This window comes from Arthrobacter sp. MSA 4-2 (genome assembly GCF_016405885.1).
In the GTDB taxonomy this organism is placed as follows: Bacteria; Actinomycetota; Actinomycetes; order Actinomycetales; family Micrococcaceae; genus Arthrobacter_D.
Genome location: NZ_JAEKGC010000001.1, coordinates 167,209 through 183,429, shown reverse-complemented (window position 1 = coordinate 183,429; position 16,221 = coordinate 167,209). Strand labels below are relative to the sequence as shown.

16 protein-coding genes are annotated in these 16,221 nt (G+C 68.9%); 6 read left to right on the top strand and 10 right to left on the bottom strand.

From position 1 onward, the window contains the following. Positions 1-49 precede the first annotated feature (49 nt). Positions 50-1,069 (bottom strand): LLM class flavin-dependent oxidoreductase, encoded by a 1,020-nt coding sequence (locus I6N91_RS00745; protein WP_198810013.1) that lies wholly within the window; start codon positions 1,067-1,069, stop codon positions 50-52. Between the two features lie 45 nt (positions 1,070-1,114). Continuing rightward, entirely contained in the window at positions 1,115-1,651 is a 537-nt protein-coding gene (locus I6N91_RS00740; protein WP_307843179.1) for a gluconokinase, read from the bottom strand. 121 nt (positions 1,652-1,772) lie between these two features. On the opposite strand from I6N91_RS00740, the gene I6N91_RS00735 reads away from it, so the two are divergent. Continuing rightward, complete coding sequence (locus tag I6N91_RS00735) at positions 1,773-2,495, top strand: potassium channel family protein (protein ID WP_198810012.1); 723 nt, start codon at positions 1,773-1,775, stop codon at positions 2,493-2,495. A gap of 69 nt (positions 2,496-2,564) precedes the next feature. On the opposite strand, the gene I6N91_RS00730 is transcribed toward I6N91_RS00735, so the two are convergent. Next, positions 2,565-3,341, bottom strand: a complete 777-nt coding sequence (locus I6N91_RS00730) for a hypothetical protein (protein WP_198810011.1) — start codon at positions 3,339-3,341, stop codon at positions 2,565-2,567. Between the two features lie 377 nt (positions 3,342-3,718). Here I6N91_RS00730 and I6N91_RS00725 point away from each other — a divergent pair, with 377 nt between their 5' ends. Together I6N91_RS00725 and I6N91_RS00720 are read left to right on the top strand one after the other, a co-directional pair. Beyond that, entirely contained in the window at positions 3,719-4,303 is a 585-nt protein-coding gene (locus I6N91_RS00725) for a sigma-70 family RNA polymerase sigma factor (RefSeq protein ID WP_233091289.1), read from the top strand. Between the two features lie 115 nt (positions 4,304-4,418). Continuing rightward, positions 4,419-5,696, top strand: coding sequence for a GAF domain-containing sensor histidine kinase (locus I6N91_RS00720; RefSeq protein WP_198810009.1), 1,278 nt, complete (start codon positions 4,419-4,421; stop codon positions 5,694-5,696). Here the strand turns inward: I6N91_RS00720 and I6N91_RS00715 are convergent. From I6N91_RS00715 to I6N91_RS00700, 4 genes are read right to left on the bottom strand one after another with little or no spacing between them, the layout of a single operon-like run. Continuing rightward, positions 5,693-6,088 carry a universal stress protein gene (locus I6N91_RS00715; protein ID WP_198810008.1) on the bottom strand — a complete coding sequence of 132 codons (396 nt, stop codon included), beginning with the start codon at positions 6,086-6,088 and terminating at the stop codon, positions 5,693-5,695. The genes I6N91_RS00720 and I6N91_RS00715 overlap by 4 nt on opposite strands. After that, positions 6,085-7,842 (bottom strand): tripartite tricarboxylate transporter permease, encoded by a 1,758-nt coding sequence (locus tag I6N91_RS00710; protein ID WP_198810182.1) that lies wholly within the window; start codon positions 7,840-7,842, stop codon positions 6,085-6,087. The genes I6N91_RS00715 and I6N91_RS00710 overlap by 4 nt, the downstream gene beginning before the upstream one ends. Beyond that, complete coding sequence (locus I6N91_RS00705) at positions 7,835-8,377, bottom strand: tripartite tricarboxylate transporter TctB family protein (protein WP_198810007.1); 543 nt, start codon at positions 8,375-8,377, stop codon at positions 7,835-7,837. Before I6N91_RS00705 ends, I6N91_RS00710 begins: the two co-directional genes overlap by 8 nt. Positions 8,378-8,379: 2 nt before the next feature. Next, positions 8,380-9,387 (bottom strand): tripartite tricarboxylate transporter substrate binding protein, encoded by a 1,008-nt coding sequence (locus I6N91_RS00700; RefSeq protein WP_198810006.1) that lies wholly within the window; start codon positions 9,385-9,387, stop codon positions 8,380-8,382. A gap of 173 nt (positions 9,388-9,560) precedes the next feature. Here I6N91_RS00700 and I6N91_RS00695 point away from each other — a divergent pair, with 173 nt between their 5' ends. Genes I6N91_RS00695 through I6N91_RS00685 form a run of 3 tightly spaced genes read left to right on the top strand, consistent with a single transcriptional unit; the run spans position 9,561 to position 13,085 of the window. Further along, on the top strand, positions 9,561-11,144 hold the full coding sequence (locus tag I6N91_RS00695) for a sensor histidine kinase (RefSeq protein WP_198810005.1): 1,584 nt from the start codon (positions 9,561-9,563) through the stop codon (positions 11,142-11,144). Beyond that, positions 11,141-11,863, top strand: a complete 723-nt coding sequence (locus I6N91_RS00690) for a response regulator (RefSeq protein WP_198810004.1) — start codon at positions 11,141-11,143, stop codon at positions 11,861-11,863. The genes I6N91_RS00695 and I6N91_RS00690 overlap by 4 nt, the downstream gene beginning before the upstream one ends. 37 nt (positions 11,864-11,900) lie before the next feature. After that, complete coding sequence (locus I6N91_RS00685) at positions 11,901-13,085, top strand: MFS transporter (RefSeq protein ID WP_198810003.1); 1,185 nt, start codon at positions 11,901-11,903, stop codon at positions 13,083-13,085. A 79-nt stretch (positions 13,086-13,164) separates the two neighbouring features. Here the strand turns inward: I6N91_RS00685 and I6N91_RS00680 are convergent, their stop codons facing one another. The 3 genes from I6N91_RS00680 to I6N91_RS00670 all read right to left on the bottom strand — a co-directional run bounded on the left by I6N91_RS00680 (position 13,165) and on the right by I6N91_RS00670 (position 16,161). Beyond that, entirely contained in the window at positions 13,165-14,421 is a 1,257-nt protein-coding gene (locus I6N91_RS00680) for an aromatic acid exporter family protein (RefSeq protein WP_198810002.1), read from the bottom strand. Between the two features lie 280 nt (positions 14,422-14,701). Beyond that, on the bottom strand, positions 14,702-15,400 hold the full coding sequence (locus tag I6N91_RS00675) for a cache domain-containing protein (RefSeq protein ID WP_198810001.1): 699 nt from the start codon (positions 15,398-15,400) through the stop codon (positions 14,702-14,704). A 26-nt stretch (positions 15,401-15,426) separates the two neighbouring features. After that, complete coding sequence (locus I6N91_RS00670) at positions 15,427-16,161, bottom strand: FadR/GntR family transcriptional regulator (protein WP_198810000.1); 735 nt, start codon at positions 16,159-16,161, stop codon at positions 15,427-15,429. Positions 16,162-16,221: the final 60 nt, after the last annotated feature.

Here is a 16,221-nt window from a genome sequence, read left to right as displayed (position 1 = left end):
TACTGGCCGCCCGCCGCTCCCTGTCCCCAAGCCCAGGCCTGCCCCCGGCTTAGCGCCAGCCCGCTGCGGGCGCGACGTGCCGGACTATGCTCTCAAGGAGCGTCGCGTTGTACTCGACGCCGAGCTGGTTCGGGATGGTCAGCAGGACGGTGTCCGCCGCCTGCACCGCCGCATCGGCGGCGAGCCGCGCCGCGATGGCGTCCGGTTCCCCAATGTAGCTCTTGCCGAAGCGGGCCTGGACGCCGCCGAGGTTGCCGACCTGGTCGGTGGCCTCGAGCTGCGCCCTCACCCCGAAGTAGTAGCGGTCCTCGTCAGTGACCAGGGGGAACACGCTGCGGCTCACCGACACGCGCGGGTTTCCCGCGTGTCCGGCCGAGGCCCACGCTGTCCGGAAGATCTCGATCTGTTCGGCCTGGAGCTGGTCGAAGGGAACCCCGGTGTCCTCGGTCAGCAGGGTGGAGCTCATGAGGTTCATGCCCTGCTCCCCCGCCCACTTGGCGGTGGCGCGGGTGCCTGATCCCCACCAGATGCGTCCGCTGAGCCCCGGGGCCTGGGGGTCGATGGCCAGCTGCCCTGCCGACCCGGTCATCCGGGGGTCGGCGTCGGCGATTCCCGCCCCGGCGATCGCGGCCCGGAAGATCGCCGTCTTCCTGCGCGCGTCGTCGGCGTCGGAGAGCCCCTCGGCCGGCACGTAGCCGAACTTCTCATAGCCGCGCAGGGCCGGTTCGGGTGATCCCCGGCTAACCCCGAGCTGCAGCCGACCGTTGCTGATCAGGTCGGTGACGGCCGCTTCCTCCGCCATGTACAGGGGGTTTTCATAACGCATGTCGATGATGCCCGTTCCCAGCTCGATGCGGCTGGTGCGGGCCGCCATCGCTGCCAGCAGCGGGAAGGGTGAGGCGAACTGGGGGGCGAAGTGGTGGACCCGCAGGAACGCGCCGTCGACGCCGACCTCCTCGGCGGCGACCGCAAGCTCCACCATCTGCTGCAGGGCATCCCGTGCCGTGGGCACGAGGGAACCTTGGACATCCTGGTAGTGCCCGAAGGACAGGAAACCTATTTTCTTCATCTCCGGGTAGCGTCCCGGGCCCGCCCCTTATTCCCTTCTTTCCGGTCACTCCTCGGGAGTCTCCCCCTCGGGGGATAGGCCCCTCACATAGTCGGCGGCCTGGTCCACGATCTGCTCAAGGGGCAGGCTCAGGTCGACGGTGACACCGCGCTCGTCCTCCTGCAGGGTCTGCAGTACCTCGTACTGGGACACCAGCAGCGAGGGCGGCATGAACTGATGCCGGCGGTTCGCCACCCGTTCGGCCACCACCTCCATCGGCCCGTGCGGGTGGACCATCACCACGGTCGGCGCGAAGCTGCGCAGCAGGTCGCGGTAGGAGCGCTTCAGCGCAGAGCAGGCCACGACGATGCCGGAATCCCCGCCCTGTGCGAGCCGCTCCCCCACGGCCCGCAGCCAGGGCAGGCGTTCGGCGTCGGTGAGGGGCGTGCCTGCCGCCATGAGTTTCCGGTTGTGCTCGGAATGCAGGTCGTCGCCGTCGACGAATTCGGTCCCGAGGCGGGCGGCCAGCAGGGTTCCGACGGTGGTCTTACCGGAGCCCTGCACCCCCATGACAACGACCGGAGGGAGGTGGGGATGCGGCACGGTTGACCCTTCGTCGGACCACGGGGTGCGCGGCGGGGAGATGGACGTCTGAGCATTCTACAAAGCGGTGCCCGGATCGCCACAGGTACGGGTAGTGGAGGGGCCGCCCTAGTATTCAGCTATGACTTCTGAGATGTGGCGGGCGCGCACCGAGTGGCCCCTGGCCGGGGCCGCGGTCCTCTTCCTCCTGATCTATTCGGTCCAGGTGATCGTTCCGCTGAGTCAGGCCGAGTCCTCCCTGCTGGCCGCCGTGAACTGGGCCATCTGGGCGGTCTTCCTCCTGGACTTCCTGATGAACCTCGCGCTGGCGGAGCGGCGGTGGCGCTGGCTGCTCCGGAACCTCCACGAACTTCTCATCCTGGTCCTGCCCATGCTGCGGCCGCTGCGCCTGCTGCGGTTGCTGACCCTGCTGCGGGTGCTGAACCGGGCCGGCGGGGACGCGCTCCGGGGCCGGCTGGCGCTCTATGTCCTCGCCTCCTCCGCGATCCTTTCCTATGCCGGCGCCCTAGCGGTGCTCGATGTGGAGCAGGAGACCCAGGAGGGCAATATCCTCACCATCGGCGATGCCCTCTGGTGGTCCCTGACGACCGTGACCTCCGTGGGCTATGGGGATCACTTCCCCGTCACGGTGCCCGGCCGGCTGGTGGCCTCCGGCCTCATGGTGCTCGGCATCGCGGTCCTGGGCGTCGTCACCGCCACCGTGGCCTCCTGGCTGGTGGAGAGCGTCTCGACCGGATCAGCCGACGACTCCGCCGACGCCGTGCGGCAGGAACTCGCCGCGGTGCGCGCCCAGCTCGCCGAACTCACCGACCAGCTCGCGGCCGGGCGCCGGCCGCCGGACTGAGTGCGGCGGGAGTGGACGGGATGCGGGATGCGCTCGGGCGCGCGAAGCGGTACGCCGACGTGGGCTGAGCTAGCCGGAGACGGGTTTGCCGGTGAGCAGTTCTCCGGCGAGCCGACCCAGCTCATCCTGGGTGACCAGGTCGGGCTCAGTGAATCCGACCTTCTGGGCCGACGCGGTAGAAGTGCCGTCGATTGCCGTGACCGCCATGATGTACATTGTGTGGCCCGTCGGCAGGTCCTGTGTGAGCAGGTAGGACACGGTCTCGCCGCCCACCGGATCGATGGGCAGTTCCTCCATCGTGACCCCAACCCCCTGGCCCTCGACCTTGATGGTGAACTGGGCGCACTGGCTGGTGTTAAGGCTCAGCCCGTGAGCGAGAATTGCGGGATCGTCGACCGATGCTATAGCGACAACGGTCACCGAGCCGGAGGAATCCGGGGCGCTGACTCCGGACGCTGACGGTATGTCGCTGGGGATCTGCCCCAGGTTCTTCTTCGCCGTTTCCCCGCACTCCGCAGGGTCGATCACGGCATTGTCGAAGATGAACTTGGCGGCATCCGTCCCCGATGCAAGCTGGTCCCGGGGCATCAGGGTGAAAGGTTGGCCCTGGGCGTCCAGGAGCCCGGCCACGCGTGCCTCGAGTTCCGCCGGCGGCAGCACTTCCGGTGCGGCGGGTGGCTCGGCCGGAGCCGTCGACGCACGGACCGTCGGCTCTGCGGCCGCAGAGACGGGTGGGGTGGGTTCCGGCGAGGCGACGGGCCGCGCCGGGGAACCCTCCGCCTCCGGGCCGGGGCCGAGCACGCCACAGCCCGAGAGCAGTACTCCGGCAGTCAAGAGGGCGCTCACGCGCGCGCCGATTTTTCCCATGTTCTCCCCCATTGGCCTCGCCGCATCCGCGGTTTTCAGCACAGCGTACAGCAAGGCGCGGGGACGGGTATCCCCCGTGCAGACGAGCCGCTGGACCCGCTTGTTCCCGCACCTGGAACGAACCGAGCGGAAAAGTAAGCAGGTGTATTGCTAGATTGTCTAGATAAATGGCATACTCGAATCCTTCGCTGGGGAGTGGATGAGCGGGTTGCCTGTGGGCAGGCCGCACGCGGGACCTCCACCAGTCTGTGAAGGTCAGGTCCACGAACAGAGCAGGTTTCCATGCCGGGCAACACGCGAGCGACGGGTGCACATCCGTTTGCGAGCGCATGCGCGGACGCAGGGACCCGGCAGCCATGACCGACAACGGCTCAACGACCGCCACCCTGCTGCGGCTCCTCGAGGAGGTGGCCGGCGGCAGCGAGCCGGCGTTTGAGTCGCTCTATGAGCAGACGGTCCGCCGGGTGTACCGGGTGGCGCTCAATGTGATCAAGAACCCGGCGATGGCGGCCGAGATCGTTCAGGAGGTCTACCTGCTCGTCTGGACGTCGGCCGGAAAGTACGATCCCTCCCTGGGCTCGCCCCAGACCTGGATCCTTACCCTCGCCCACCGGCGGGCGGTGGACCGGGTCCGCAGTGAGCAGAGTTCCTCCGAACGCGGTGCGCGCCACGCCCAGGAAATGGGTGCACTCAAGCACGATTCAATCGACGAGACGGTCCACCGCTCCCTGATGGCCGAGACGGTCCGCAGGTGCCTCTCCTCCCTGACCGACCACCAGGCCGAGGCCATCCGGCTCGCCTACTACGGCGGCCTGACCTATGTCGAGGTTGCCGAGGCCCTCAACCTCAAGGTCCCGACGGCGAAGTCCCGCATCCAGAGCGGTCTGACGAAACTCCGCCGCACACTCGAGGTCGAGGGGTACGACGCCTACTCCCGGTAGGCCCTGCGACTATCGAACGCACCCGGCACCTCTCCGCGCCGACAGCGCCGGGATCGGCCCGATGCGGTAACTTGGGGTATTCCTGACCCGGTCTCGATTCACCCCAGGGGGAGCAATGCAGGATGCGCTTGTCGATCATCCCCACCTGGAGGAGCTTTCCCGCCAGGCCGTGCTGCGCGATTACGGGCTCCCCTCCAACGCACGGGGAACGACCTCCGACAAGGTCTCTCCTCCACCGGAACTGATGAACCTGGTCCGGCTCGCGGTGCAGATCACCGGAATGGCCTCGGGCGCCATCAACATCATCACCGCCGACGAGCAGCACACGATCGCCGCGCACGGCGTCGAGCCGGAGGTGTGCTCCCGGGAGGACTCGATGTGCTCCAAGGTGTTCCAGTCAGGTGAGATCACAGTGGTGCCCGACGCCGCCCGGGACCACCGCTTCGTCAACAATCCCTTCGTCAACGGGGTGAAGTCCAGCATCCGCTCCTACGCCTCGGTACCACTGGTTTCCCCGGCAGGCGCGGCCCTCGGCTCACTCTGCGTCTTCACCACCGCTCGCCGGGACCTTGATCCGGAGCGCCGGGAGGGCCTCGAAATTCTCGCAGCGCAGGTCATCGAGGTGCTCGAACTGCAGCTGAGGACCCGGCAGCTCGCCGATGCTCTGGCCACCGTCCGGCGCAGCAACGAGGACCTCGCCGGGTTCGCGGCCCGGGTCAGCCACGACCTCAAGAACCCACTCACGGCCATCCTTGGCTACGCGGAACTCGGCGAGCAGGACGATTCGGTGTCGGGGCCCGCTGCAGGCTACCTCCGGATCATCCGGGGAAGCGCCGGCCGGATGCTCGAGACGGTCCAGGAGGTGCTCGACTTCTCCCGCATCGGTGGCAGCATCACGCGGGAGCGGGTTCCGCTGGCCGCCGCCGTCTCCGCCGTCCGGCAGGACATCCTGCCGCTGGTGCAGGGCTCCGGGGCCGGCATCACCGCCGCCGACGCCGAACTGGTCGCCGACCCGACGCTGCTCCGCGCCCTGCTGCAGAACCTCATCGCCAACGCGATCAAGTACTCCCGCCCCGGTACCGCCCCTCGCATTGCGGTGCTCGCCGAGACCGGTGACACCCAGGTCCTCACGGTCGTCGACAACGGCAAGGGCATTGCCGCCGAGGACCGCACCCGGGTCGTCGAGCCGCTGGTGCGGCTGTCCCGAGAGGGCGATCCGCCGGGCACCGGGATCGGCCTTGCGACCTGCGCCCGTATCGCCTCGGCCCATGGCGGGAGCATTTCGATCACCGACACTCCGGGTGGCGGCACAACGGTGCGGGTCGATCTGGGCCCGGCCGGTCCCCTCGGCGCCTCCCGCCCTGCCGGAACGGCGCCAAGGGGCAGGGCCTAGGGCAGCTTCACCGCCAGCACGTTGCACCGGGCCGAAAGCAGGATCGTCTGCGCGGTGGAGCCCATGATGAGCTTGCCAACCGGCGTGCGGTGCCGCAGCCCAATCACCAGGAGTTCGGCGTTCAGGCTTTCGGCGGCCTCGAGGACCTCCTCGGCCGCCGTGGCGTCGGAGGTGCCGTGCCGGATCTCGTAGTCCACGTTCGAGGCCGCCAGTTTTCCCTCAAGCCGGGATACGTCCGTGTCATCGGCGTAGCCGGGGTCAACGAGCCGGTCGGCGCGTGTGGTGTTCACCACCACCAGCCCGGCCTCCCGTCGCCGCGCCTCGCGGATCGCCTCGTCCACCGCCGCGTCTCCGAGGGCATTGGGCACGTAGCCGACAACGATGGTGCTCATGGGCTTTCCTTTCGGTTCTTGGTGCTTGAGGCTCCGGAGTGGGCCCCACCGGACACGATGTCCGGCCCGGGAGTGCTCTCGGCGCCGGAGACGCCGGCCGCCGCACCCGGATCAGCGGGTTCAACAGGATCACCGGGCGCCGCGGAGGCAGTACCGGAGGTCCCGTCGGCGTCCGGACCGCCCTGGGCAGCCGACGCGCGGGGAGTACCCGTGCCGTCGTCGACGTCGTCCTCGAGGTCGGCGGCGGTCTCCGCCTCCAGCGCGCTCTGGCGCTTCCTCATCCAGAAGGACAGGACGAAGATGATGATCAGCACCACGTAGATGACTGCGGCGATCGGCGAGGAGACCAGCGCCACCGGATCGCCCTGGGAGATCGCCAGGGAGCGCCGCAGCTGGTTCTCGAAGATCGGGCCGAGGATCAGGCCGACCACCATGGGTGCAACCGGGTAGCCGAAGCGCCGCATGAAGAACCCGAGGATGCCAAGGATCAGGAGGATGATCACGTCGATGGGTGTGAAGTTCACCGAGAACGCACCCAGGGCGGCGAACACCAGGATGCCGGCGTAGAGGTAGGGCCGCGGGATCTGGAGGATCTTGACCCAGATGCCCACCAGGGGAAGGTTCAGCACCAGCAGCATCAGGTTGCCGACATAGAGGCTGGCGATCAGGGCCCACACCAGCGCGCTGTCGTTCTCGAAGAGCTGCGGCCCGACCGGGATCTGGTAACGCTGGAACGCCACCAGGAGCATCGCGGCGGTGGCGGTGGTGGGGATGCCGAGGGTGAGCAGCGGCACCAGCACGCCGGCGGCGGCTGCGTTGTTCGCCGCCTCCGGTCCGGCGACGCCCTCGATGGCGCCCTTGCCGAACTGCTTCTTCCGGGCGCCCTTGGCGAGCTTGCGCTCGGAGGCGTAGGAGAGGAAGGTGGCGACGTCGGCGCCGCCGGCCGGGATGGTGCCGACGGGGAAGCCGATGAAGGTGCCGCGGAGCCAGGGCCGCCACGAGCGCCTCCAGTCCTCCTTGCGCATCCACTTGGTCCAGCCGCCGGTCACCGGGATGACCTTGATGGGCCCGTGGCGCAGCCGGGAGGCGACGTAGAGTGCCTCGCCGACGGCGAACAGCGCGACGGCGACGAGGACGACGTCGATCCCGTCCGCAAGGAATGGGCTGCCGAAGGTGTACCGCTGCTGGGCTGTGAGCGAATCGAAGCCCATGGTGGCGATGAACAGGCCAAGGGCCAGGGACGCGAGGCCGCGCAGCACCGAGGACCCCAGCAGGGCCCCGACGGTCAGGAAGGCGACGACCATGAGGGCGACGTACTCGACCGGGCCGATCTGCACGGCGAATGCCGCCACATAGGGGGCGACGAAGCTCAGCAGGACGGTGGCGATGGTGCCGGCGATGAACGAGCCGACCGCCGCGGTGGCCAGTGCAGCGGCGCCGCGGCCGGCCTTGGCCATCTTGTTGCCCTCGAGGGCCGTGACGATCGAGGACGACTCCCCGGGGGTGTTGAGGAGGATGGAGGTGGTCGAGCCGCCGTACATTCCGCCGTAGTAGATGCCTGCGAAGACGATGATGGCCGCCGTCGGCTCGAGGCTGTAGGTCAGCGGCATCAGCAGCGCCACGGTCATGGCGGGCCCGATGCCGGGAAGCACCCCGACGGCGGTGCCCACGAGCACCCCGCCCAGTGCGAACAGCAGGTACATCGGCTGCGCCGCGACGGCGAAGCCTTCGAGCAGGCTCATGAAGTTATCCACCGAAGACACCGAACCCTTCGAGGAAGCCCGCGGGCAGGGAGACACCGAGCAGCCCGGCGAAGACGAACTGCAGGACGAGCGCCAGGACGATGGCGGTGATCAGGTTGCGGAACCAGGGCCGGGCACCGAGGGACCACGCGGCACCGAAGAACAGCACCGCGGCCGCAATGGGCCAGCCCAGGGGCACGATCAGGAAGGAGTGGAGCAGCACGAAGCCGGCGAGCTTCCCGACGGTTGCCCAGTCGGTGGCGATGTTCGGGTCGACGTCCTCCCCCTCCTCCGGCACCCCGGTTCCGCCGCGCAGCAGCTGGATGACAAGGCCCGTCCCGACGAGGACGAGCATGCCCGAAACCAGGTAGGGGAAGGCCTTGGGGCCGATGTCGCTGGCGGAGGGCGGGGTCTGGATGGACGCCCCGGCAACGAAACCCACCACGCCGATGCTGATCACCATGAGCGCGAAGATGAGCTCTCCGATCGGCCGGCCGGGAGCGGCGGTGGTGCCGCTCCCGGCGGGGCTGGAAATCGAGGTGCTCATGGTTACAGCAGGCCGATCTCGGTCAGGGTGGTCTTCACCGTGGCGATGTCCTCGGTGAGGAAGGTGTCGAATTCCTCGCCCGTCAGGAACGCATCGGACCAGTTGTTCTCCTTGAGGGTTGTCTTCCAGGCTTCGGTCTCGTGGAGGTCGGTGACGAGTTCGGTGAGCTTGTCGGCCTGCGCCTCGTCGATTGACCCCGGTGCGACGACGCCGCGCCAGTTGGTGAGCACCACGTCGATGCCCTGGTCGGCGAGGGTCTGGACCTCGGGAAGCTGCGGGGCGGCCTCTTCGCCGGAGACGGCGAGGGCGCGCAGCTTGCCGGCCTCGACCTGCTCGGCGTATTCGCCGACGCCGGAGATGCCGGCGTTGACCTTGTTGCCCAGCAGCGCGGCGAGGGATTCCCCGCCCCCGGAGTACGGGATGTAGTTCAGCTTGTCGGGGGCGATACCGGCCTCCTTGAGGACCATTCCGGCGAGGATGTGGTCGGCGCCGCCGGCGGAGCCGCCGGTGATGGAGACGCCCTGGCCCTTGGCCTCGATGTCATCGAGGAGGTCCTGCATGGTCTGGTAGGGCGAGTCGGCCGGGACGACGACGACGAGCGGCTCGTCCGTCATGCGGGCGATCGGCGTCGTGTCCTCGATCCGGTTCGCCGCGTTGTTCGTCTCCACCGCCCCGACCATCACGTAGCCCATGACCATCAGGGTGTTCGGGTCCGTCTCGGTGGCGAGTTGGGCCAGCCCGTTGGTGCCACCGGCGCCGCCGACGTTGACCACGGAGGCGGTCTCGACGAGGTCGTTGTCCTGCAGGTCCTTCTGCATGGCGCGGCCGGTCTGGTCCCAGCCGCCGCCCGGGTCGGCCGGGACCACGATGTTCAGCTTCTCAATGGCGTCACCGCCGCCGCCCCCGGTGGTGCTCTCGGTCATCGAGCCGCAGGCGGAAAGGGCAAGCGCGAAGGCCAGGGCGAGTGCTGTCAGGGTGGTTCGGCGCGAGCCGGATGGGTTGATTTTCATGGGGGGCGTCTCTTCCTTGAGATGTGATGTGGGTCACCACGCTCGTTTCAGCGTAGGAACGCATTGGAGGCGGCGGAAGAATACGGTCGTAACGCTCGTATTGGTCTTTGTGGTCCCTGCGATACGCGGAATTCCGCGCCGCTGCCGCCTGCCTTCCGTGCCACAATGGGCGCATGGTCCGGACGATGTCGCTGCGATTCCAGCTGTTCCTGCTGCAGTTGTTCATCGTGCTGGCCGTCGTCCTGGTGGCCGGGTCCACCGCCGTCGCGAGCCAGATGCAGCAGATCCGCGACCAGTATGAGGACCGCATGGTGGGGGTGGCGCAGTCGGTGGCGCAGTTGCCCTCGATCATCGAGGCGTTCGACGACCCGGACCCCAGCGCCACCATCCAGCCGATCGCCGACCTGATCGCCCAGTCCACCGGGGTGACCTATGTGGTGGTGACCGACGAGCGCGGGGTGCGGTATTCCCACCCCAACCCGGAGCTGATCGGCAAGGTCGTCTCCACCGACCCCTCGATTCCGCTCTCCGGCCAGATCTACGTCGGCACGCAGACCGGAACCCTCGGTGAGTCCTGGCGGGTGAAGGTCCCGATCCACTCTCCGGAGGGCGCCATCATCGGTACGGCGTCGGTGGGCACCCTTGAGTCCGAGCTCCGGGAGGACCTCTTCGAGGACCTCCCCCGCCTGCTGATCTGGCTGGTCGCCGCGGCGCTGGTCGGGTCGGCCGGATCCATCTACATTTCCCGTCTGGTCTGGCGCCGCATCTACAAGCTCGAACCCGAGGAAATCGCGTCCCTGCTCGAGACCCGCGATGCCATGCTTCACGGCATCAGCGAGGGAATGGTGGCCGTTGACGAAACCGGCCGGATCGCCCTGATGAACGACGAGGCCAAGCGGCTGCTCGACCTCGACGACGCCGCCACCGGCCGGCACGCCTCCGCGGTGCTCGATCCAGCCCTGGCCCGGCTCCTCACCTCCCCCGGCGACGCCGACGAGACAGTCCTCGTGGGCGAGCGGGTCCTGCTGGCTCGGACCACCGACGCCGTCGTCGACTCCAAGCGGGTGGGCAACGTAATGATCCTGCGCGACCGCACCGAGCTCCACCAGCTCCTGACGGACCTCGACGGCGCCCGGGACGTCACCGCCGCCCTGCGCGCGCAGGCCCATGAGTTCGCCAACCGCATGCATACGGTGTCTGGCCTGCTCGAACTGGGCCGCACCGAGCAGGCGGTCGACTTCATCTCCCGCTCCGGCCACGGCGGCGCCCTGATCTCGGGCAGCATCGCCCCGGGCATCACCGATCCCGACGCCGCGAGCCTGCTGATGGCCAAGAGCACCATCTGCGCCGAGAAGGACATCGCCCTCGCAGTGACGGAGACCTCCACCCTCGAGCCCGACGGCACCACCGACGCCGTCACCATCCTCGGGAACCTCATCGACAATGCGATGGAGGCCGTCGGCGCCGACGGCACGATCAGCGTCGACCTTGAATCCGGCCCGGAGATCATCCGCATCACCGTGGCCGACGACGGCCCCGGCGTTCCCGACGAGGTGCTCGGCCGGATCTTCTCCTCCGGCTTCTCGACGAAGGACGGCGGGAGCGCGGGCACCCGCGGCTTCGGCCTGGCCCTGGTGACGCGTATCGCTGAACGCCGGCACGGGCAGGTCGTCGTGGAGGAGTCGCTGCTGGGCGGCGCCGAGTTCACCGTCTTCCTCGCCCGCCAGCCCGCCGGCCGACCCCTGCAGGCGTCATGAGCCCGATCCGCACCGTGGTGGTCGACGACGACCACGAGGTCGCCGGGGTCCACACCGGGTTCCTGCTGGCCCACGGCGGCTTCGACGTCGTCGGCGTGGCGCACACCGGCGCCCGCGCGCTCGAGCTCGTGGACCTGTTGAAGCCCCAGCTCGTCCTGCTCGATATCCACCTGCCGGACATGTCCGGGATCGAGGTGCTGCGCGCCGCCCGGAACCTGCCGGGGGATCCCGTCGACATCATCGCCATCACCGCAGCCCGCGAACTGGAGACGGTGCGGGCCGCGGTGGCCGGCGGAGTGCTCCACTATCTCGTGAAGCCGTTCAACTCCCAGGTTCTCAACCAGCGGCTCGACGCCTACGTGGAATACCACCGCGCCGTGGCAACCCACGCCTCCGTGGGCGCGGCGGCGCTGGATCAGCACCGCATCGACCAGCTCCTGCGGCCCACGGGCCCCGGGGCCCCCGCCGGGGCGGTGCGTGCGGCGCAGGGCCCGACGCCCAAGGGACTGTCGGCGCCCACCCTCGACGCCGTCGTCGCCGACCTGCGGACCCGGCCGGACGGGGCGTCGGCCTCGGAGGTCGCCGAGCGCCTCGGGATGGCCCGGGTCAGCGCCCGCCGCTACCTCGAATTCCTTGTCACGAAGGGCCAGGTGCGCATCGTTCCGCGCTACGGCACCGCCGGGCGGCCGGAGAAGTTCTACCTGTGGACCGGGCGCTGAACGCCCGGTCTCCCCGGCCACCAGCGCGGGGCCGGTAGTGCGCCAGTGGCCGTGGGTGCTGCTCCTCCATGCCCTGTTCCTGCAGCTGGCCGCCTATATCGTGCGTCCCGCCGCCGCCTACCGCGCCCTTGAGCTCGGTGTCGAACCGGCGCTGCTCGGACTGATCGCGGCGAGCTTCGCGCTCCTGCCGTTGTTCATCGCCGTCCTGGTGGGCCGGGCCACCGACGCCGGGCACCAACGCGCGGTGCTGCTCGGCGGCGCAGTGCTCATGGCCGGGGCCGGGGCCGGGCTGGTGTTCGCGTCGTCGTCCCTTGAGCTGCTGCTGGTGTGGAACGTGGTGCTCGGGCTCGGGCACCTCATGTGCGTGGTGGGCCAGCAGAGCCGGATCGCCGAGGGAGAGCCAGGCCGGCTCGATGCGGCGTTCGGCCTCTACACCTTCGCCGGATCGGCGGGGCAGGCCGTGGGTCCACTGTTGATCACGGTGTTCGGAGGCGGCCGGGTGCTGCCCGACACGCGGGCGCTGTTCATGGCCTACACCGCCTCCGCCGTCGTCCTGCTGGTGCTCACCTTCCCCCTGGTGCGCCGCCCCCGGCGAAAGGGCAGGGCACCGGCGAGGCCGATGGCGTCCCGGGGCAGCCTGGGCAGTGCGTTCACCCGGACTACACGTCAGTCCCGGGGGAAGCTGTTCGGGGCGATGGTCGTCAGTGCCATGGTCCTGGGCGCCATCGACCTGATTGCGGTGTATCTTCCGGCGCTGGGGGTGGAGCGCGGCATCCCGGCCGGCGTCGTCGGCATCCTGCTCAGCGTGCGGGCCGGGGCGACGATGGCCTCGCGGCTCTACCTCGGGCCGCTCGTGGCCCGGATCGGCCGGGCCGAACTGATCGCCCTCTCCACGGCGGTGTCAGCGCTTGCCGTGGGCGCACTCGCCGCGCCGCTGAACCTGGTGGTGCTGGCCGCCGTCCTGGTGGTGGCGGGGGTGGCGCTGGGCATCGGGCAGCCGCTGACCATGACCGTGATTTCCCTTGAGGCGCCTCCCGGCACGCAGGGCACCTGGCTGGCCCTGCGCCTGAGCGCGAACCGGCTGGGCCAGTCGGCGATTCCGGCCGGTGTCGGCCTTGTCGCGGCGGCGGCCGGGGTGGCGGGCGTCTTCGGCGTCACCGCTGCGGGCCTCGCGCTGGTGGCCGCCGGCTCCTGGTATTCGCTGCGGAAAGGGCGGGGGTAGGCAACCCCGGCACGATCCACGCCGGCATCCTTCACCGACCCGAGTCCGCCGCCTGCCGATGACGCCAAGCCCTTGAGACTCAGCCCCCACTCCGGGAAGCCCGGCTCGAACCCCTTCGCGGTGATCGCCGTGCGACCTTGGGCAGCCAGCCGATGCCGGGGTTCGGGATTTCAATCCGTTGAAGCCATGGCTTGGTGCTGCGCTCGGTGTGCTCCAGGTCGAGCTGCGAGACCGCATGGTCGATGGCGGCCAGCACGGAGCCCTGGAGCATCCACAACTCCTTCTGTTCCCGCGGATCAACGTCAAGGAGCATAAGCTCGGTGAGTACGGCTCGGGTCTCGCGGACACTTTCGAGCATATGTTCAAGCGCCTCGTCGGCGCGGTCACCCATGCCGCTGCCATACTCGGCTTCGACGAGGTCACCGAAGGCGCGCAGCCCGTTCGCCAGATCGTCAAGCACGAACGCAAACGCCCGACGAAGCTCCCTCTCGGTCGGGTCCGGCAATCCACTCCGCTCCGCCGGCGCCGCCTTACCGATGACGACGAGCAAAGCCCGTTCGGCCGCGAGGCACTTTTCCAAGCGGTCCAGGGCAGCGCGCAGCCCCGGGTACACAACTGCCATTGCCAGCGCGCGCGGGTTGAACCGGCGGCTCTCCCTCACCGTTTCCACCTCGGCCGACGCGGTGCGGAGCTCCTTAGCGATGTCGTCCGACCACTCGTACCATTCCTTCACCTCCTCTGGATGCGGCGGTCGATCACCAAGTGCCCGTGCGACTTCGTCCATCAGCGCCGCCTGCGATCGGGTGACACGTCGCACCGCATCGCTGGCACGCGAATTCGGGATCGCGACCGGAACCACGAGGCTGAATGCGATCCCCACCACCGTGCCGATCAGGGTGTTCGCCACGCGCACCTCCGCCGCAATGCCGGGTGTCGAGACCGCAAGGATCAGCATCCCGCTGATGGGCGCCTCGAGCGTCTGGTCCCCCAGCCGCAGCACCATGGCGGCGGTCAGTGAGGCGGCGATCACGAGGCCCAGGCTCCACCAGGACAGTCCGATCATCGCTGTGACAGCGATGGCGATGAAAACGCCGGTGAGCACCGCCCCGACCCGGACCATTCCCATCAGCAGCGTGCCGACCGTCGAGGCCTGAACCACCAGCAGCGCCGTGAGCGGTGCCGTCAGGTCCAGGATGCCGGGAAAGAGAGTGTCGGCGACGACGTAGGCGACCACTGCTGCCACAGTGAGCCGGAGAATCTGCGTGGCGGCCGGCGTGAGACGCTTCGGCACCTCACCCAACGACGCCGGCATGGCAGGCCAGACCGACCACAGCATCCGGCGCACGCTCCAATGCCGACGCGGCTTGCGACTTCCATTCCGTTCGCTCATGCTGATCCCGGGACTGGTTGGGAGGATGCGCCCCCGGCGAAGCAACCGCTGCACCAGAGCGCGTCTTGGCCTGAACGTACCCCCGAGACTGCCGTGTGACTACCCGTCGGAGCCCTGAAGACAAGACATTTCCCGGTCGATGCCGGCTACCGATCGAACCCGGCATCGATTGATCCGGTCCACGACGCGGGGCCCTTTGGCATTTAGCGGCTCTTCCCCGGGGTGGCTAGTCCTCCGTCGCACCCCAGATCGCGAACCGCCTGCCCACCGGATACGACACTGCGGCGTCGTCCAGGGAGATCAGGTCCCCGGGCTCCAGGGACAGTGCTGAGGAGACGACGACCCGCCCTTCGGCGCTGACGAGTGACACTGCGGGGCCAAGCTGCCGCAGGCCGCGGATGAGGTTCTGTTCGAGGGTGCGCACGGCGACGTCGGTGCCGACAATCCCTGCGACCTCTGCACTGCCCTCCCGGCGGACCGGGTGCGTGAAGGTGACGACGTAGTCGTCCGTGCACAGGAAGTCGATGTAGGGCCCCGTCGCGTGCGGAATGCCGGATTCCACCGGAATCCGGAACCACTCGGCCTTGAGGTAGCGCTCCATCGAGCTGGGGCTGAAATTGGCCAACGCATCAACGCGCTCCAGCTGGGGCCCCTGCCACCAGGCGATATAGCTGCGGTCCGGGCCAACGAGCCCGGAGTTGGCGATGAATCCCGCACCGGCGAGTTCCGGGCTGTCCTTGGCGAGCAGTCCCTTCACCGCGGGCTGCACGAGGCCGTCGATGGCCGCACCGGGAACGATGCCTCGCATGCCCGACAGGTCCCTGCCGAGATCCTGCGCCCACTTCTCGAGGGTGCCCTCGATGCCGGTGATCAGGGACTGCACCTGGCGGACGGGTGCCGGTACTTCGATCTGTTCTGCAGCCATGGAAGGCTCCTTGTGGGCGCGGAGTGTCATCGCGAATGCTCGTCCAGCAGCCAGTGGATCAGGGCGTGGACGAGTTCCTTGGTGGTGGTTTCGGCGAGCGCGCTGTCGCGGGCCTCAATGGCGTCGGCGACGGCGGTCCGCATGCCGACGGAGGCCTCGCGGAAGGCTTCGTCGGTGTAGGGCAGCAGGGTCAGGGTTCCGAGGTCGGCCTGCAGGCGCACGAGTTCCCGGCCCAGGCGGGCCGAGCGGGCGATGGCGGCGAGTTCGAGCAGGAACTCAGAGTCAACGAGGCGCCAGGACAGCAGCGTGTCCTGCGCCGGGCGGAGGTAGGTCCGCAGGATGGCCAGCTCCGTCGCGTCGGCCCGGCGCGCGGCAATTCCGGCGCAGGCCACCGTGATGATCGAGTAGTGAAGGCCGAGGTCGTTGATCTGCAGGCGGGTGAGTGCCCGGAGTTGTTCGAGCGCGCCCTTGGTTGAGGGAAGGAAGTCCTCGGCGACGAAACTGCCGCCGTTCCGTCCGCGGGTTGTGGTGATCAGGCCCCGCGCCCGGAGACTCGAGAGCGCCTCCCGTGCGGTGACCGGGGAAACCCCGAGGGCCGCGGCGAGCTCCACCTCGCTCGGCAGCCGCTGGCCGCTCACCAGCAGCCCGGTCTCCACGGCCTGCTCGATGCGCTCGACCACCTGATCGGCCAGCCCTGCCGAACGCAGCGGCGAGAAAACGGCGGCAAGTCCCCGCGAGGCGGAGGCTGCTTGCTGGGTCACGGACTCACTGTAACGAGAATTTTCTGCCGACGTCTATACATAAAACATATAAGGTCATAG